Genomic DNA, 17,568 nt, shown 5'->3' on the forward strand with positions numbered 1-17,568 from the left:
ATACCGCTCGGCCGCGCCGGGCGTGAGCGAGAACGCGTCACGGGACGGTAACGCGGGTCCGTTAGCGTTGCGGGGTGACAGCAGAGCCCCTGGCGCGGACGCGCCCTCATCGCCGTGCCGTCCTCGCGCTGTCCAAGCTCGGCCTCGCCACGCTGATCGTCGGGCTGGCGACCGGCCTCGCGGTGCTGCTGCTCGTGTGGATCGTTCACTCGATCGAGCACCTCGTGTGGGGTCACGAGGAGGGGCCGTTCCTCGACGGCCTCGCGCTGCCGTCGCCGTGGTGGCTGCCGATCGTCACCGTGGGTGGGGCGGGTGTCGTCGCCGCGCTCGGGTGGTACCTGCTACGGCGGTTCGGTCGCAAGCTCGCCACGGTCGAGCAGGGTGTCGACGGCGCCCGGATGCCGTGGTGGGAGACGCTCGCCGACACCGTCATCCAGGTGACCTCGGTGGCCCTCGGCGCCTCGATCGGCAAGGAGGTCGCGCCGCGCGAGCTCTCCGCGATGGCGGGCTCGAAGATCGTCGGCTGGTTCGGCCTCGACGCGCGGTGGCGGTGCATCCTCATCGCCTCGGCGGCGGGTGCCGGTCTCGCGGCGGTCTACAACGTCCCGCTCGCGGGTGCGCTGTTCGCGATCGAGATCCTGCTCGCGCAGTTCAGCGTCGGCGGCGCGGTCGTCGCCCTGACCGTCAGCGCGATCGCCACGCTCGTCGCGCGCCCCCTCGTCGGCGACGGTTCGCTCTACGAGGTGCCCGCGCTCGAGGTGAACGCCTCGCTCGTCGTCGCGGCCGTCCTCATCGGCCCGCTCATGGGCTGGGGTGCGACGAGCTTTGCGACCGTGACCAAGGCGCTCGGACGCTTCCGCCCGGCGGGCTGGAAACTGCTCGTCGTCCTGCCCGTGACGTTCGCGGCCGTGGGGGTGCTCGGGGCGTTCTTCCCGCTGATCCTCGGCAACGGTCGCGCCCTGGCCACCGCGGGCTTCGACCTGTCGCAGCCCGCGCTCCTGCTGCTCCTGCTCGCTCTACTGAAGTACGTCGCGACGACGATCTCGCTGGGCTCGGGGGCGATCGGCGGCACCCTCCAGCCCTCCGTCGCAATCGGTGCGGCGCTGGGTGCGGCCGCGGCGGCCGGGTGGGCACTGATCTGGCCGGGCGCCGACGGCACGGCGCTCGCGATCATCGCGGCGGCCGCGTTCTTGGCATCCAACATGCGGGCGCCCTTCACCGCGATCGCGTTGATCATCGAGTTCACCGACACCGGCTTCACGCTCCTGCTGCCGATCTTCCTCGCGGTGGCGGGGTCGCTCGCCGCTTCGCGGCTGAGCTCGCGCGCGGGGCTGCGGCGGTTCACGCCGATCGACCCGGCGCGTCCCTGATCGCTCGGTCGCGAGAGTCGGCTCAGACGAAGGCGGCCAGGGCGGCCTCGAGCGCCGCGGGATCGGCGCCGGACGCGCTGTTGTCGAAGAGCACGTGGTGCGCGCCGCGCCACCGGCAGTCGGCGGCCTGCGCCGTGGCCCAGAACTCGTCCCAGTGGGCGAGCTTCCAGGCGTCGCGACCGTAGCCGCGCGAATCGACGCGGTCCCGGACGAGGGCACCGTCGACCGTCACGTGCACCACGGTGATGACGACATCGGCGGGCCAGTCGTGCGCGGCTGCGGCGCGCTCGAGGTAGTCCTCTTCCGGGAAGTACCGCACGAAGGGGGCGTCGAGCACGACATCGTTGCCCAGGCGCAGGTTGTCGCCGGCGAGGCGGAGGAGCGTCGCGTACTCCAGCCCCATCACCACGTCCTGGTAGTAGGGGTTGTTGTCGCGTTCGTTCTTGTCGCTCCCCGCGGCCTCGAGGAGAGCCTCGGTGAAGGCGGTGGCGACGGAGTCCTTGTCGAGGTACGCGGCACCGATGCGGCGGGCGATGAGGGTGCTCACGGTCGACTTGCCGCTGCCGGCCGGGCCGATCACGAAGAACAGTCGTGCGGTCATGGGGTTCCTCCCGGAGGGCGGGGAGGACGAGAGGTCGTCCTCCCCGCGCGGAATCAGGATGCCGCGGCGGAGCGGTCCTTGACGAACAGTCCGTACGACAGGGCGCCGACCAGCAGCAGCACTCCGCCGATGAGGAACACCGTCGTGTAGTTGCCTCCCGTGGAGGTGAGGATCGCCCCGGTGACCACGGGGGCGACGGCCGCTCCGATGAATCCGCCGAAGTTCTGGATGGCGCCGAGAGAGGCGACCTGGTTCGACGGCGCGACGTCGGAGGCGAGGGTCCAGAGGCACCCGATCGGCACCTGCGAGGCGAAGTAGCCGACCGACAGCAGCACGATGGCGAGCGGGGTGCTGTCGACGTACGCGACGGGGAGCACCGCCGCGGCGGCGAGGATCGCCCCGCCGACGATCGGGATCTTGCGCGCGCGGACGGTGTTCACACCGCGGCGGACGAGCCGGTTCGAGAGCCAGCCGCCGAAGATCACGCCGATGATGCCGCAGAGGAACGGCAGCGACGCGAGCCACCCGCTCTGGGCGAGGCTGAAGCCGCGGGCGGTCTGCAGGTAGCTGGGGAGCCAGGTGAGGTAGACCCACACGGTGTAGAAGATGCCGAAGGCGCCGAGAACCATGAACCAGGTGTTCGACTGCAGCAGCAGGCGTCCCCAGCCGACCTTCTCGACCGATGCGGCGACGCGCGCCTCGGCCTCGGCGCCCTTGATGAGCGCCTGCTCCTTCAGGGTCGGGTCGCGGTAGATGCGCAGCCACACGAGGGCGACGACGATGCCGAAGGCTCCGACGATGATGAACATCCCGCGCCAGCTCATCGTCAGCAGAAGGAAGGTCAGCAGCGGCGGGGCGATCGCGTTGGCGATCTGCGAGCCCGCGTTGACGAGCGAGACCGGGAGCGCCCGCTCGGACTTGTTGAACCAGCGCTCGTTGACCTTCAGCGCCGAGGTGAAGAACGGCGACTCGGTGATGCCGAGGGCGACGCGGCAGGCGTAGAGCACGCCGAAGGAGTTCGCGGCCGCGGTCACGATCGACACGAGAGACCACGCGCCCGCGGCGAACGCGAACATCTTCTTGGGCCCGAACTTGTCGACGAGGTAACCGGCGGGGAGGTTCGCGATCGCGTACGGCCACGAGAACGCCGACAGCAGCAGACCCATCGCGAGCGGGTCGAGCCCGAACTCTCCGGCGATCGTGGTGTTCGCCACGCTGAGGGTCGATCGGTCGAGGTAGTTCACCACCCCGCCGAGGATCAGGAAGCCGACCAGGAACCATCGGATCCGGATCGTCTTCTTCTCGTCGCGCGTGAGCACCGGCGCGTCAGCCGTCGTCTCGCTCATGGTCCACTCCTTCGTGATCGGGTGACGGCGGACGTCGCGGTCCGCCGCGGGGGTCAGTGCGGCGTGCGGACGCTCGCCACGGCGGCGAGGAAGTCCGCCGCTGCTCGGGTGACGTCGGCCATGTCGCCGGTCGGGCGGGCGGCCTTCGTGATGGCGCTTCCGACGCCGACCGCGAGGGCCCCGGCGCCGAACCAGTCGCCGACGTTGTCGCGCGTGGCGCCGCCTGCCGGGAGGATCGGGGCGTGCGCGAGCGGCGCCATGACCGTGCGCAGGTAATCGGGGCCGGCGATCTCGGTCGGGAACAGTTTGACGATGTCGGCGCCGGCCTCCATGGTGGCGACGATCTCGGTGGGGGTGAACGCCCCGCTGATCGTGAGCGCCTGATACCGATTGGCCGCGCGGATCATGTCGGGGTTCAGGTTCGGGCTCACGAGCATGCGCGCGCCGGCCTGCACCGACGCGACCGCCATCTCGGCATCCAGAACCGTTCCGACGCCCACGGCGACGTGATCCCCGAACTCGTCGGCGAGGGTGCGCACGACCTCGAGCGCCCGCGGCACCGAGAGGGTGATCTCGAGGGCCCGGATGCCACCGGCGACGGCGGCGCGAGAGACGGCGAGCGCCTCGTCGGGGGAATCGAGGCGGACGATCAAAACCACGCCGGTGTCGACGACGGCGGAGAGGACTTCGTGCTTCTTTAACATCGTTGCACACGGTATCACGAAAATTCACACGGTAGAACACGATGTCTCATGTCCGCGGAGGCTTAGGCTCGGAGGGATGTCGACACCGCCACCCCTCATCCCGGAACAGCGTCAGCGCGAACTGATGCGTCTCCTGCGCGGAGCGGGGGCTCTCAGCATCCGTCACCTGGCCTCGTCGCTGGGGGTGTCGCACATGACCGTGCGACGCGACATCGCCGCGCTCGAGGACGAGGGTCTTGTGGATGCCGTGCAGGGCGGCGTGCGCCTTCGCGAACGCACCGGTGTGGAGCCCCCGCGCGAGCGGGGTTCTCGCGCGGTGCTCGAGCTCCCGCGCAAGGAGGCCGTCGCCCGTCGAGCCGCCGCGCTGATCACGGACGACATGACCGTCTTCATCGACGCGGGGACGACGTGTCAAGCGCTCGTTCCCCATCTGACGGCGCGGCGCGGACTGACCGTGGTGACCAACGACTTCTTCACCGTCTCGGCGCTGTACGCGCACCCCGCGATCGAGGTCATCCACACCGGAGGGGTCGTGGATGCCGCGAGCGGTTCGTCGAGCGGCGCCCTCGCCGCCGCCACCGTCTCGGCCATGACCCTCGACCTCGCGATCCTCAGCACCGGAACCTGGGACACCGCGCACGGGTTGACGACCCCCGAGCTCGACAAGGTCGTCTTGAAGCGAGCGGTTCTGGATGCCGCGACCTCGGGCGCCCTCGTCGCCGACAGCACGAAGTACGGCACCGCGGAGCGTTTCCGCGTCGTGCCCCTCGACGCGCTCGACGTCATCGTGAGCGACGCCGAGCTGCCCGAGAGTGCGGCGGCGGCGATCGCCGAGATGGGCGTCGAGCTGTGGACCGCGGAGGACTGAGGAGACACCGGGTCACGAAGCGCGTGTCCCTCCGCCGGCGCGCCTAGGCTCGACGGGTGATCGAGTGGATTCTGACCGAGTGGACGCAGATCCTCGGCTTCGCGACGGGCGCCGCGTGCGTGCTGCTGGCCGCACGGCGGAACGTGTGGACCTACCCGATCGGGATCGCGAACAACCTCGTGTTCCTCGTGGTGTTCGTGCCGGCCGGGCTCTACGCCAGCGCCGCTCTGCAGGTGGTCTACCTCGTGCTCGGTGTGCACGGGTGGTGGCGCTGGACGCGCGGGGTCGAACACGACCGCGAGTATGTCGCCCGGACACCCCGGCGCGCCGTGCCCTGGCTCATCGTCGCCGCGGTGGCGGGGACGGCCCTGCTGACCTGGGTGCTCGCCACCTTCACCGATTCGCAGGTCGCCCTGGCGGATGCCGCGACCACCTCGGCGAGCCTCGTCGCGCAGTACATGCTCAACCGCAAGTGGATCGAGAACTGGTTCGTGTGGATCGGTGTGGACGTCGCCTTCGTGGCGCTCTCGATCGCCACCGGACTGTGGATCATCGCCGCGCTGTACGCCCTGTTCATCGGGCTGTGCGTGAGCGGGCTGTGGTCGTGGCGCCGTGTGCAGAGCGAGTCGTCGGATGCCGTGCCCGCGGCGGACGCCCGTGCCTGAGCGCCGCTACCGCCACGGCGTGGTCGTCGGCAAGTTCTACCCCCTCCACGTCGGGCACGCACACCTCATCCGCTCGGCCGTGCGCGCGTGCGAGAAGGTCACGGTCGAGGTGATCGCGGCATCCGTCGAGTCGATCCCCCTCGACAGGCGGGCCGCGTGGGTGCGCGCGGACCACCCGACGGTGCGCGTGGTCGATCTCCTCGACGACACCCCGGTCGACTTCGCCTCCGACACGGCGTGGGACGCGCACACCGCGACCATCGCGGGGCTTCTCGACGAACCGGTCGACGTCGTCTTCACCTCCGACGAGTACGGGGCGGAACTCGCGCGCCGTCTCGGCGCGGACTGGGTGCAGATCGACCCCGGTCGACGCATCAACCCCGTCTCGGGAACGGCCATCCGCGCCGACCTCGACGCGCACTGGCACGAGCTCTCGCCGACGGTCCGTACCGACCTCGCCGCCCGCGTCGTCGTGCTCGGCGCGGAGTCGACAGGATCGACGACGCTCGCCGAGGCGCTCGCCGCCGAGCTTGGCACGCTCTGGGTGCCGGAGTACGGTCGCGAGCTGAGCGAGACGCGCGAGGGCGGGCTCGAGGCGCCCTGGCGCAGCGACGAGTTCGACCTCGTCGTCGACCGGCAGATCGCCTGGGAACAGGATGCCGCGCGCCGGGCGCCGCGTCCGGTGCTGGTCTGCGACACCGACGTGCTCGCCACCGCCCTGTGGCACGAGCGGTACGTGGGCACGGCCGCGCCGCGCATCTTCGCGCGGGCCGCGGCGCACCGCCCGGCGTTGTACATCCTCACGGGCGATCAGATTCCCTTCGTGCAGGACGGGATGCGCGACGGAGAGCACATCCGCGCCGATATGCAGAAGCGCTTCCGCGAGGTGCTCGCGGCGCAACCGGTGCCGTGGCTCGAGGTGCGGGGGACGGTCGCCGAGCGGGTGGCATCCGCTCTTCCCGCCATCCATCGAGCGGTGGCCGAAGCGACCTCGTTCGCCGCTCCCATGGAGGGTCGACCGCACGCCGAGCAAGAGGATCTGCGGCGGCGGGCCGGCGGTTAGGCTGGCGCGATGGCGGACCGCTGGCACAAGCTCTCGCAGGCACCCACCACGGCGGGAACGGGGGAGGGGACGGCCTCGATGACGGCCGCCGACCTGTTCCGTGACACCGCCGAGACGGTCGCGGTGCCGCTCGACGAGAAGCTCCGCCAGACCTACTACTGGATCGTCAACCGCGCGGTGATCTCGCCGTACTACGACGTCGAGTTCTCGTCTGGCGCGCCGCTCGCCTACGCCCTCGGCGACGCGGGCGCCGAGCTGACCCTGCCGAGCGAGGCGTCGTTCTCGTCCAACGTCCTCCTTCCGCTGTTGAGCTTCGCGGTCGGGGGCAAGTGCCTACTCGTCGGCGGTCCGGGGCGCGGCAAGACGACCGTCGCGGTGCTCATGGGCGTCCTCGCCGGCTCCACGCCCGACGACGTGCGCCGCGGGGTGCAGCAGGGACAGCCGCAGCTCACGATCAGCGACCTCGTCGGCATCCCTCTTCCCCGGGACCTCATGAACGCCGCGAGTCTCGCCGAGGTCGGCGTCGCGTGGCGCGATTGGCTGTCGCGGCCGGTCAAGATCGTCGACGAGTACAATCGCATCCCCACGAAGACGCAGTCGGCGCTGCTGACGATGGTCGCCGAGGGGTACGTCGAGAGCCACGACCAGCTCAGGAAGACGGCGCCTGTGTCGGGGGTCGAGAGCTGGTTCTTCACAGCGAACGACGACGCCGGTGGGGGGACGTTCCCGGTCATCCAGGCGCTCCGCGACCGCATGGACGTCACGGTGCCCGCGGCCGGGTTCAACAGCCGTTTCCTCGACGAGCTGATCACGCGCGTCGAAGCCGGCGAGAAGCCCGAGGAGCACGTCCCCGCCGAGCTCGTCTTCGCGCCCGAGGAGCAGACCGCGATGCGGGCGGCGATCCGCGCGGTGCCCGTGCCCGTCGAGGTGCGGCGGCGACTGGAGTTCTTCCTCAGTCACTTCGAGTTCGTCCAGGGCGGCGGGCGACGCTTCGAGTACCGCACGAAAGACACCGTCACGACCGCCGGCGGAAAGGTCGCCGAGACGATCGAGGCGAATTCGGGTGCCGATCTCATGGCCGATCTCGGCGCCCAGACGCTGAACGGGCTCTCGGTACGCGCGTTGCAGACCCTCATCGTGTACGCCAAGGCGGTCGCGTGGTTCCGTGGGCGCGACGAGGTCTCGCTCGCCGACGTCGCCGCGATGGTGCCCTTCGTACTGCGCGGCAAGCTGCTGCCGAACCCCACGCACCCACGTTTCGACGTCGGTGTCGAGCGCGAACTGTCGACCGACCTCATGAGCTGGCTGAGCGATCTCTTCGCCGAGTCGTGCCGTCAGTACGACGCGCTCGGACGCGGACGTCAGGATCCGGTCGGAGAGCTCCTCGCGCAACTGGATGCCGGACTCGACGGGGTCTCCGCCGTCGAGGCCTCGCGGCGCCTGACGGCGGTCGAGGCGCGCCTGCGCGCCGCGTCGACCTCGGGCAAGCTGTACGGCCGCGACTTCGACGACCTGACCGCGCTGAAGTACCTGCACCAGCGCTACACCGCCTACCTCCGCTGGGTCGAGGGGCGGGCGTGATCCGTCGCCCCGGGCATCTCGCAGACACCGAGCCGCCGACCGGGGTGCCGACCGACGTCCCGGGGCTCGACTTCGAGCGCGCGGGGATCAACGTCGAGTCGGGGGGCGGGTCCGCCGAGCGGTTCTGGCACGCGCTCGCCGCCGGGCAGGCGATGCTGCCGGTCGATGTGCCGAGCGATCTCGTCGTCGCCCTCGCGGGGATCGCGGGTTGGCGTGCCGGGGTGCTGGGCCTCCGCGACGACGCCCTCGCTCACCTCCCCGAGGTCCCGCCGGCCGCGGCCGCGGCCGCGCTGGGTATCGCCGAGGGCGAGCTCGGCGCGTTCGCCGAGCGCCAGCGCACCGACCGCTTCTGGTGGCCGGGTCGCGCGGGCCAGCGCGGGTACGTGTGTGCGGTCGGCGGCTTCGCCGGGCTCGGGGGTGCGTGGACCGCCCCGCCCACCGACCCGAGACCGCTGCACGACGACGGCGCCTTCGCCGTGCGCGCGGGGGAGCGCTGGTGGCGCGTCGACGCCGATGTGTGGGGCTCGCGACTCGTCGCGCTCGAGGGGGAGCCGCTGACGGCGCTCGGACGGGGCGCGGGGCCCACGGCATCCCTCCTCACCTTCGCCGAGTCGTACCTCGCGTGGATCTACGTCGCGGGGCCCGCGTGACGGGGCCTCGCGTGAAGACGGCCGCGCTCGAGGGGGACGTCCGCCGCGCGTGGGAGAGCGCGCAGGAGCTCTGGGGCGTGCACATGCACGATCCCGAGTTGCGTCCCGGCGCGGGGAGGAGCCACGGGGCTCCGGCGTGGTTCCGCTTTCCTCCGGCGATCGTCGTCGACCCGCGCATGGTGGCCGAGCTCGGCGGCGCGGGCGAGATGGAGAGCGTCTTCGCGCACGAGCTCGGGCACCACGCCCTCGCACCCGGGACGCGTCTGGATTCGCTGAAGATCCGCCACCAGCTGGCGCGGACTCTCGTCGCGGCGGGAGCGAGCTCGGTGCGAGACGACGATGTCGCGATGCTGTCGAACCTGTGGACCGACCTGCTCGTCAACGCCCGGGTGGCCCTGCTGCAGCGGCGGCGCGACGGGACGGGCGAGCCGGGCATCGTGCGGCTGTCGCGCGCGCTGTACCGCGCCTCGCGCGACACGGGCGGTCGGCTCTGGTGGGTATACCTCCGGACGTACGAGCTGCTGTGGAACCTGCCGGGGGGAACGCTGTGCGCGATAGATCCGCCGCCGGCTCCGCCGCCGCAGGCCGCCACCGAGCACCGCGACAAGGAGAAGAGCCGCGGGAGCTATCGCGGCCGCGAGGATCGGATGCGCGAGGCCCGCGCCGAGGCCGAGCAGGCGGCGCTCGAGCTCGCGGAAGCCACCATCACCCGCCCCGGTCTCGACGCCGACACTCTCGCCGAGCTCGTGCGCACGTTCGCCGGCGACGCTGTGTCGGGCGCGCTGCGCTTCGGCGTGCTGATGGCCCCCTATGTCGTCGCGCAGCGAGCGTCCGGGGCGTCGACGCCGGGCGGCGCGTGTTCCGCCGACGAGGCTCCCCCGGGAGCCGCCGAGCTCGGTCGCGTCCTGGCGGATCGCCGTCTCCAGGCACCTCTCCCTGTGCCGACCGGACGTGGGCCGGGCACGGCACGGTCCGCCGGGAACGGGTCGGGACAGGCGCTCGGCATCGCGGAGACCCTCGAGCTGTACGCGGGCGCGGACCAGGATGCCGTGATCGCGGCGTGGTACCGCTCCGAGGCCGCGCGATGGGTGCGTCCCTTCACGCAGCGCGCACCGTCGACGCCGGCCGAAGAACTGCCCGGCCCCGTCGAGACGTGGGAGACCGGCGACGACCTGGCCGATCTCGACTGGCCCGCGACCCTGCGCGCCGGGGGCGTCATCGTCCCCGGCATCACGACCCGTCGGCGCTCCTTCCTCGCCGACGAGCCGGTGCCGCGCGAGGCGAGCATCACGCTGGACCTGTACATCGACTCGTCCGGATCGATGCCGAACCCTCGATCGGGGTCACCCGCTGTGCTGGCGGGCACGATCCTGGCGCTGTCGATCCTGCGGGGCGGCGGCCGGGTCCGCGTGGCGAGCTTCTCGGGCCCCGGGCAGGTCGCCGGCAGCGAGGACTTCACGCACGACCCGGTCCGCGTCGTTCGCGACCTCGCCCACTTCTTCGGCGGCGGGACGACCTTCCCGCTCGACCTGCTCGAGCGCCGCGCCGCGGGGCGGGGATCGGCGAGCGCCGAGGATCGTCGCCATCTCGTCGTGCTCTCGGACGACGGCCTGGTGTCGATGTTCGGGGCGGGCGATCCCGACCGAGCCGGGGTGGCGGCCCAGGTGCGGTCCACGCTGTCGACCGGCACGCTCGTCGTCCTCGACCGGTCGCGGCAGGTGGAGCCGCTCGCGCGGGCCGCCGGCTACGAGACGCTGTATCTCGAGACGATGGACGACGCCCCCGCGGCGTGCGCGACCCTGGCGGAGGTGCTCAATGGCTGACGCCGACGAACTCCTGAAGGTCTGGGCGAGCATGGCCCCGCCCGAGGGTGAGACCTGGTCGCTCGCGCGCCCCGGGCCCGCGCTCGACGCGGTCGCCGCACGGTTGTCGAGTGTGCCACGGTCGTTCCTCGACGACGACGTGTCGATCAGGGCGCTGTCGGGCGACATCGCGGGTGCCGAGTGCGCTTCTGCGGCCTACGCCGACGATGCCCGGGTGCGCCGCGGCGCGGCGATCGGGCTCTGGCTCCTCGCGAGCGAGGAGATCGTCGAGCCCTTCCGCCCGACCCTCGCCGGGCCGTGGGCGCTCCGCGCCGTCGACTCCCTCGGGCTCCGGGTCGCACCGGTCGTCGATCCGCTCGACTGGCTCGCCGACGACGAACGCCGGGAGGAAGCGGCACGCACCTTCCTGCTGTGGGCCGGGTTCGTCCCCGCGGGAGAGGACCGCGCGACCGCGCAAGCGCTCTGGCAGGCGCGCGACTCGCTCCGGCGCAGCAGCGCGCTCGCCGAGGCCTACGCCGCGTACGAGCACCGCGAAGAGATCGCGCGGCGGCTCGCCGAGGCCCGGGCGAGGGAGGCGGCGGCGAGGTACTCCAGTGAGTGAGCCCCGCGGCCTTCCGACTGCCTCCGAAACGGTGGCGGGGAGTGACAGCGGAGACCCGTCCCGCGGCATCGGCGGCGTGCCGAAGGTGCCGGCACCTGCCCCGATGGCCCCGGCGCGGAGCGACGGCGGTGGGCGGCAGTCGGGGACGGCGCCCGACCCCGACGATCCGCTCGCGCTCGGCGAGTACCGCCCGGGCTCCGCGGCGGTGCTCACGGATGCCGAGCGCTGGCCGACCCTCGACGCCCCCGCCGCGGAACGCCTCCGCCGCTGGCGCACCCACCCCTCCGCGCCCGCCTGGGTGCACGCGACCGGCGACCGGCTCACCGCCGAGGCGATCGAGCGCACGCGTACGCCGCTTCCGCTCGAGGGCTGGCTCGACGAGCACCTCGCGACGGCGCGGAAGCTCCCGTTCTATCGGGGGCACACGGGGCTGCGCACCCTCGCGGACTTCCCCTCGATCGCCCGCGCCGATCTCGCGGCCGACGTCTCGGCGTTCGTGCCGCTCGACGCCGACCTCGACCGCATGCTGCACGGCACGAGCTCGGGCTCGACGGGAGCTGCGCTCGTCATCCCCGACGACGTCGAAGAGGTCGCCCGGGGCTTCCACCTCCTCGTCGATCTCGCCCGCCGTGCGGGTGTCGAGTGGACCCCGGATGCCGAGCGCCTCGCGCTCGTCTGGGTGCTGCAGCAGCGCCAGGCGTTCACCTACATCTCGCTGATCAGCGGCTTCGCCCACCGGGCGATGGCGCGCGTGAACCTCGACGCGCGCGCCTGGCGCGCGGCATCCGATCGCTCCCGATTCCTCGCGGACGCGAACCCGCAGGTGATCTCGGGCAACCCGACGAGCCTCGCCGAGCTGCTGAGCGACGATCTGCGCGAGGTGCTGCGGCCGCTCGCCCTGTTCTCGGGCGCGATGGCGTTGTCGCGGCCCCTGCGTGCCGAGCTCGAGACCGCGTTCGCGTGCCCGGTCATCGACGTCTACGGCCTCCACGAGACGCGACCGATCGCCGCGCGCACCGACGACGGGCCGTTCCGGGTGCTGGACCGGCGCGTGCTCGTCGAGATCCTGGATGCCGCGGGCGACCCGGTGCCCGAAGGCGAGATGGGCGAGATCACGGTGACGGCGGGAGAGAACCCGCTGCTCCCGCTCGTGCGGTATCGCACGGGCGACGTGGGGCGTCTCGTGCGGTTCCCCGATGGTGCGGTCGGGATCGCCGATCTCGAGGGGCGCGAGCACACCGAGTTCGTCACCGGTTCCGGCGTGCGCGTTCCCTCGGTCGATCTCACCCAGCAGCTGCAGAGCCACGGCGCGCTCGGCTGGTCGGTCGTGCAAAGCGCCGGGGGCCCGGTCGAGGTGACGGTGGTCGGTGGTGACGCCGCGCGGATCCGTGAGGCGCTCGTCGTGCTGCTCGCGCAGCCGGTCGAGGTCGCGCGCGTGGACCGCCTCATCGACCTCGGCGAGGGCAAGCCCCGACGCTTCCGCTCCGCGGCGACGGCGTGACACGAGCCCCCTCCCGACACGGGGAGGGGGCTCGCGGCTCCGGCCGCCGTCAGTCGAGGTACTTCGCGTACGCCGGCAGGGTGAGGAACGCCGGGAACTCCGGACGCAGAGCCACCTCGCGGAACACCGCGGCGGCGTCGTCGAAGCGGTCGCCGTCGGTGCGCGGCACCTCGGCCAGCACCTCGTCGAGCAGACCCTCGACGAGGGACCGGGTGATCGTGTCGCCCTCGGCGGTCTCGCGGTCCTGGTGGATCCACTGCCAGATCTGCGAGCGCGAGATCTCGGCGGTCGCGGCATCCTCCATGAGGTCGTCGATCGCCACGGCGCCGAGGCCCCGCAGCCACGCCTCGATGTAGCGGATCGCCACCGAGACGTTGCCGCGCACGCCCGCCGTCGTCACGGGGAGGCCGATCCGCAGGTCGAGCAGGTCGGCGGGATCGACCGCCACCTCCTCGCGCGTACGGTGCAGCTGGTTCTCGCGCTCGCCGAGCACGGCGTCGAACTCGGCGCGCGCCACCGGGATCAGATCGGGGTGGGCCACCCACGTGCCGTCGAAACCGTCACCGGCCTCGCGGCGCTTGTCGGCGGCGACCTTCTCGAACGCCGCCTCGGTCACCTCGGGCTTGCGGCGGTTGGGGATGAAGGCGCTCATCCCGCCGATCGCGTACGCGCCCCGCTTGTGGCAGGTCCGCACGAGCAGCTCGGTGTAGGCCCGCATGAACGGCACCGTCATGGTGACCTCGCTGCGGTCGGGGAGCACGAACCGCGCCCCGCGCCCGCGGTAGGTCTTGATGATCGAGAAGATGTAGTCCCAGCGCCCGGCGTTCAGCCCCGCGCAGTGGTCGCGGAGGGCGAAGAGGATCTCCTCCATCTCGAACGCCGCGGGCAGCGTCTCGATCAGCACCGTCGCACGGATCGTGCCGTGCGCGAGACCCAGACGCTCCTCGGTGAACGAGAACACGTCGTCCCACAGTCGTGCCTCCTCGGCCGACTCGATCTTCGGCAGGTAGAAGTACGGCCCGCGGCCCGCGGCGATCAGCGCGTGCGCGTTGTGGAACACGTACAGCCCGTAGTCGACGAGGGATCCGGATGCCGGCAGCTCGCGGCCCGAACGGTCGATGAACGTCACGTGCTTCTCGGGCAGGTGCCATCCGCGCGGGCGCATCACGATCGTCGGGGTGCGCTCGGCGGTGACCTCGTAGCGCTTGCCCTCGGGGCTCGTGAACGACAGCTGCCCGCGGATCGCGTCGAACAGCGAGAGCTGACCGCCGATGACGTTCCGCCAGGTGGGGGAGGTGGCATCCTCTTGGTCGGCCAACCACACCCGCGCGCCGGAGTTCAGCGCGTTGATGGTCATCTTGGGGTCGGTGGGTCCGGTGATCTCGACGCGGCGGTCTTCGAGGCCCGGGCCCGCGCCGGCCACACGCCACGACGGGTCGTCGCGGATGTGCGCGGTGTCGGCGCGGAAGTGCGGGTCGTCGCCCGTGCCGATCTCGAAGCGCCGGCGCTCGCGCGCGGCCAGCCGGTCGTGTCGGCGCCGCGCGAAGCGGTCGTGGAGCTCGGCGACGAAGGCGATCGCCGCGGGGGTGAGGATCTCGGCATCCCGTCCTTCGAGGGGGCGCTCGAGGCGCAGGTGCGGGATGGATGCCGGAGCGCTCGGCATCCGGGATCCGTCGGTGCTCGCGCGGGTCGGGGTGGGCGGGGGAGAGGTGATGAGGGTCATGGTCGTGGCTTTCTGTGTCGGTGGCGTCCCCTGGCGGCTCGCGGCCGCGAAGTGTTGAGTGTCCAGAACACGCCGTAACAGAGGGGTGGATTACGGCGTGTCTTGGACACTCGACGGGGGTGGGACGGAGAACAGGGGGTCAGTGGAACTGGGCGGTCTCCGTGGAGCCGGCCAGGGCGAGGGTTGCGCTGTCGGGGTTGAGCGCGGTCGAGACGACGTCGAAGTAGCCGGTGCCCGCTTCGCGCTGGTGGCGCGTCGCGGTGTAGCCGTCGGCTTCGGCGGCGAACTCGGCCTCCTGCAGCTCGACGTACGCGCTCATGGCGCGCTCGGCGTAACCGCGGGCGAGGTCGAACATCGAGTGGTTCACGGCGTGGAAGCCGGCCAGCGTGATGAACTGGAAGGCGTAGCCCATCGCCGCGAGCTCCGCCTGGAACGTCGCGATCTGCGCGTCGTCGAGGTGGCGCTTCCAGTTGAAGCTCGGGGAGCAGTTGTACGCGAGCTTCTTGCCCGGGAAGCGGGCGTGGATCGCCTCGGCGAAGCGGCGGGCGAGCTCGATATCGGGCTCCCCGGTCTCGACCCACAGCAGGTCGGCATAGGGGGCGAACGCGAGGCCGCGCGCGATCACGGCATCCAGACCAGGTCGCACCCGGTAGAAGCCCTCGCTCGTGCGCTCGCCGGTGAGGAATTCGCGGTCGCGCTCGTCGATGTCGCTCGTGAGCAGGTCGGCGGCCAGCGCGTCGGTGCGCGCGATGATCACCGTCGGCACGCCCGCGACGTCGGCTGCGAGGCGCGAGGCGTTGAGGGTCCGGATGTGCTGCTGGATCGGCACGAGCACCTTTCCGCCGAGGTGACCGCACTTCTTCTCGCTCGCGAGCTGGTCTTCCCAATGGATGCCGGCGGCCCCCGCCTGGATCAGCGACTGCGCGAGCTCGTAGGCGTTCAGGGGTCCGCCGAAGCCGGCCTCGGCGTCGGCGACGATCGGGGCGAGCCAGTCCTGGGTGATCTCCCCCTCGGCGCGCTCGATCTGGTCCTGGCGGAGCAGCGCGTTGTTGATGCGCCGGACGACCGCGGGCACGCTGTTGGCGGGGTACAGGCTCTGGTCGGGGTAGGTCTGACCGGCGAGGTTGCCGTCGGCGGCGACCTGCCACCCGGAGAGGTAGATCGCCTTCAGGCCCGCGCGGACCTGTTGCACGGCCTGCCCGCCTGTGTAAGCGCCGAGGGCTCGCACGTACTCCTCGGTGTGCAGGAGGTTCCAGAGGTTCTCCGCTCCGCGGCGGGCGAGCGTCGACTCCTCGCGGACGCTGCCGCGCAGGCGGACGACGTCGTCGGCCGAGAACGTGCGCTCGATGCCGTCCCAGCGGGGGTCGGCATCCCAAGCGGCACGGAGCTCGGCGGCGGTCTCGGTCTGGTCGCCGGGGCGGAGCGGCGGCTGCGCGGGGGTGGCCTGGATCGTCATGAGCTTCTCCTTCGGATGTGGGGCTTCGGTGCCCGTGACGACCACTGTGGGCGAAGAACAACCCCGGTTTTCGACATTCGCGTTGTGAAGATCGCGCGATCTTCCGCTTCTGTGAGAACCTGCCGGTATGGACACCGGCGTCTCGATTCCTGCGGCATCCCTCCCGCTCGACGATGAGGGAGTGGACACGCTCACCATCGGCCGACGCATCCGGCAACTGCGCACCGCGCGCGGCATGACGCTCGACGACCTCGCCGGAGCGGTCGGTCGCGCGCCGAGCCAGATGTCGATGATCGAGAACGGCCGGCGCGAGGCGAAGCTCACGCTGCTGCAGGCGATCGCGCGTGCACTCGAGTGCAAGCTCGACCAGATCCTGGATGCCGAGCCCCTCGACGCCCGCGCCACCCTCGAGCTCTCGGTGGAGCGGGCGATGCGCGGGCAGACCTTCCAAGCGCTCGGGATCGCGCCGTTCCGCGTGGGGCGATCGGTGCCGGATGAGGCGCTCGCCGCGATGCTCGCTCTCCAAGCCGAGATCGAGCGCCTCCGGGAGGAGCGGTCGGCGACGCCCGAGGAGGCCCGGCGCGCGAACGTCGCCCTCCGTCGCCTCATGCGCACGCAGGACAACCATTTCCCGGAGCTCGAGCGTGTGGCATCCGGAATCCTCGACGCCGTGGAGCACCCCGGCGGGCCCCTCACCCAGCGCGGGGCGAGCGACATCGCCGCGCACCTCGGCTTCACACTGCACTACGTGCCCGACCTGCCGTCGTCGACGCGCAGCATCGCCGACGTCAAGAACGGCCGGCTGTACCTGTCGACGAAGGTCGCGAAGGGCGATCCGCGCGCGGCGGTGCTGCAGGCGCTGTCGAGCCGGATCCTCGGCCACGGCGAGCCGACGAGCTACGACGAGTTCCTCCGCCAGCGCGTCGAGACGAACTACCTCACCGGCGCACTCCTGATGCCCGAGGCGCACGTGGTCGCCGCGCTTCGCGAGGCCAAGGAGCGGCGCACGATCAGCATCGAGGACCTCCGCGACGCTTACTCGGTGTCGTACGAGACGGCCGCGCACCGTTTCACGAATCTCGCGACGGTGCATCTCGGCATCCCGGTGCACTTCCTCAAGGTGCACGAGTCGGGGACGATCACGAAGGCGTACGAGAACGATGACGTGAATTTCCCCACCGATCGCCTCGGGTCGATCGAGGGGCAGATGTGCTGCCGTCGGTGGACGAGTCGCGTGGTGTTCGAGGAGGACGACCTCTTCAACCCGTACTACCAGTACACCGACACGGGCAACGGGACGTACTGGTGCACCGCGCGCGTGGAGCAGTCGAGTGAGGGCGCGCACTCGGTGAGTGTGGGCGTGCGCTTCGACGACACGCGGTGGTTCCGGGGTCGGGATACGCCCAATCGCGGTGTGTCGCGGCACGCGGTCGAGACGTGCTGCCGCCGCGCTCCCGCGGACCTCGAGGCGACATGGCGCGGGCAGGCGTGGCCGAACGTCCGCACGCCGCGGACGCTCCTCGCGACCCTGCCGACGGGGGCGTTCCCCGGCGTCGACACGACGGAGATGTACGAGTTCCTGCAGGCGCACGCGCCGGCGGACTGACGGCGGGCGG

At 71.6% G+C, this 17,568-nt stretch carries 15 protein-coding genes; 10 read left to right on the plus strand and 5 right to left on the minus strand.

Features of this window, described 5'->3' with window-relative positions:
* Positions 1-74 precede the first annotated feature (74 nt).
* Positions 75-1,370: a chloride channel protein gene (locus QE388_RS10635; RefSeq protein WP_307385239.1), complete on the plus strand. Its 1,296-nt coding sequence runs from the start codon at positions 75-77 to the stop codon at positions 1,368-1,370.
* Between the two features lie 22 nt (positions 1,371-1,392).
* On the opposite strand, the gene QE388_RS10640 is transcribed toward QE388_RS10635, so the two are convergent.
* The 3 genes from QE388_RS10640 to QE388_RS10650 are packed head-to-tail and all read right to left on the minus strand — an operon-like array spanning position 1,393 to position 4,021.
* The gene (locus tag QE388_RS10640; protein ID WP_275796571.1) at positions 1,393-1,971 is read right to left on the minus strand and encodes an AAA family ATPase; all 579 of its coding nucleotides are present in this window, start codon (positions 1,969-1,971) and stop codon (positions 1,393-1,395) included.
* A 53-nt stretch (positions 1,972-2,024) separates the two neighbouring features.
* On the minus strand, positions 2,025-3,317 hold the full coding sequence (locus QE388_RS10645; protein WP_307385241.1) for an MFS transporter: 1,293 nt from the start codon (positions 3,315-3,317) through the stop codon (positions 2,025-2,027).
* A 53-nt stretch (positions 3,318-3,370) separates the two neighbouring features.
* Entirely contained in the window at positions 3,371-4,021 is a 651-nt protein-coding gene (locus QE388_RS10650) for a bifunctional 4-hydroxy-2-oxoglutarate aldolase/2-dehydro-3-deoxy-phosphogluconate aldolase (protein WP_275796567.1), read from the minus strand.
* Between the two features lie 76 nt (positions 4,022-4,097).
* Here QE388_RS10650 and QE388_RS10655 point away from each other — a divergent pair, with 76 nt between their 5' ends.
* From QE388_RS10655 to QE388_RS10690, 8 genes are read left to right on the plus strand one after another with little or no spacing between them, the layout of a single operon-like run.
* On the plus strand, positions 4,098-4,889 hold the full coding sequence (locus tag QE388_RS10655) for a DeoR/GlpR family DNA-binding transcription regulator (RefSeq protein WP_275796566.1): 792 nt from the start codon (positions 4,098-4,100) through the stop codon (positions 4,887-4,889).
* Between the two features lie 56 nt (positions 4,890-4,945).
* Positions 4,946-5,554 carry a nicotinamide riboside transporter PnuC gene (gene pnuC / locus QE388_RS10660; protein WP_307385243.1) on the plus strand — a complete coding sequence of 203 codons (609 nt, stop codon included), beginning with the start codon at positions 4,946-4,948 and terminating at the stop codon, positions 5,552-5,554.
* Positions 5,547-6,617 carry an AAA family ATPase gene (locus tag QE388_RS10665; protein WP_307385245.1) on the plus strand — a complete coding sequence of 357 codons (1,071 nt, stop codon included), beginning with the start codon at positions 5,547-5,549 and terminating at the stop codon, positions 6,615-6,617. The genes pnuC and QE388_RS10665 overlap by 8 nt, the downstream gene beginning before the upstream one ends.
* A gap of 9 nt (positions 6,618-6,626) precedes the next feature.
* The gene (locus QE388_RS10670; RefSeq protein ID WP_307385247.1) at positions 6,627-8,198 is read left to right on the plus strand and encodes an AAA family ATPase; all 1,572 of its coding nucleotides are present in this window, start codon (positions 6,627-6,629) and stop codon (positions 8,196-8,198) included.
* A complete protein-coding gene (locus QE388_RS10675) occupies positions 8,195-8,848 on the plus strand; it encodes a potassium transporter Kef (protein ID WP_307385248.1) in 654 nt (217 codons plus the stop codon). The genes QE388_RS10670 and QE388_RS10675 overlap by 4 nt, the downstream gene beginning before the upstream one ends.
* Before the next feature lie 11 nt (positions 8,849-8,859).
* A complete protein-coding gene (locus tag QE388_RS10680) occupies positions 8,860-10,671 on the plus strand; it encodes a VWA domain-containing protein (RefSeq protein ID WP_307385250.1) in 1,812 nt (603 codons plus the stop codon).
* A complete protein-coding gene (locus QE388_RS10685) occupies positions 10,664-11,272 on the plus strand; it encodes a phosphohydrolase (protein ID WP_275796555.1) in 609 nt (202 codons plus the stop codon). Before QE388_RS10680 ends, QE388_RS10685 begins: the two co-directional genes overlap by 8 nt.
* Positions 11,265-12,773, plus strand: coding sequence for an AMP-binding protein (locus QE388_RS10690; protein WP_275796553.1), 1,509 nt, complete (start codon positions 11,265-11,267; stop codon positions 12,771-12,773). The genes QE388_RS10685 and QE388_RS10690 overlap by 8 nt, the downstream gene beginning before the upstream one ends.
* A gap of 49 nt (positions 12,774-12,822) precedes the next feature.
* Here QE388_RS10690 and aceB read toward each other — a convergent pair whose 3' ends face one another.
* Positions 12,823-14,436, minus strand: a complete 1,614-nt coding sequence (gene aceB / locus QE388_RS10695; RefSeq protein WP_373426643.1) for a malate synthase A — start codon at positions 14,434-14,436, stop codon at positions 12,823-12,825.
* A gap of 199 nt (positions 14,437-14,635) precedes the next feature.
* Positions 14,636-15,952, minus strand: coding sequence for an isocitrate lyase (gene aceA / locus QE388_RS10700; protein ID WP_275796549.1), 1,317 nt, complete (start codon positions 15,950-15,952; stop codon positions 14,636-14,638).
* A gap of 127 nt (positions 15,953-16,079) precedes the next feature.
* On the opposite strand from aceA, the gene QE388_RS10705 reads away from it, so the two are divergent.
* Positions 16,080-17,558: a helix-turn-helix transcriptional regulator gene (locus QE388_RS10705; protein ID WP_307385254.1), complete on the plus strand. Its 1,479-nt coding sequence runs from the start codon at positions 16,080-16,082 to the stop codon at positions 17,556-17,558.
* Positions 17,559-17,568 lie beyond the last annotated feature (10 nt).

This window comes from Microbacterium sp. SORGH_AS_0969, assembly GCF_030818255.1.
Lineage (GTDB): Bacteria > Actinomycetota > Actinomycetes > Actinomycetales > Microbacteriaceae > Microbacterium.

Coding starts and splice junctions, on each gene's coding strand:
- QE388_RS10650 (WP_275796567.1), bottom strand. CDS start 4,021: ATGTTAAAGAAGCACGAAGTCCTCTCCGCCGTCGTCGACACCGGCGTG.
- QE388_RS10645 (WP_307385241.1), bottom strand. CDS start 3,317: ATGAGCGAGACGACGGCTGACGCGCCGGTGCTCACGCGCGACGAGAAG.
- aceB (WP_373426643.1), bottom strand. CDS start 14,436: ATGCCGAGCGCTCCGGCATCCATCCCGCACCTGCGCCTCGAGCGCCCC.
- QE388_RS10670 (WP_307385247.1), top strand. CDS start 6,627: ATGGCGGACCGCTGGCACAAGCTCTCGCAGGCACCCACCACGGCGGGA.
- aceA (WP_275796549.1), bottom strand. CDS start 15,952: ATGACGATCCAGGCCACCCCCGCGCAGCCGCCGCTCCGCCCCGGCGAC.
- QE388_RS10705 (WP_307385254.1), top strand. CDS start 16,080: ATGGACACCGGCGTCTCGATTCCTGCGGCATCCCTCCCGCTCGACGAT.
- QE388_RS10640 (WP_275796571.1), bottom strand. CDS start 1,971: ATGACCGCACGACTGTTCTTCGTGATCGGCCCGGCCGGCAGCGGCAAG.
- QE388_RS10655 (WP_275796566.1), top strand. CDS start 4,098: ATGTCGACACCGCCACCCCTCATCCCGGAACAGCGTCAGCGCGAACTG.
- QE388_RS10685 (WP_275796555.1), top strand. CDS start 10,664: ATGGCTGACGCCGACGAACTCCTGAAGGTCTGGGCGAGCATGGCCCCG.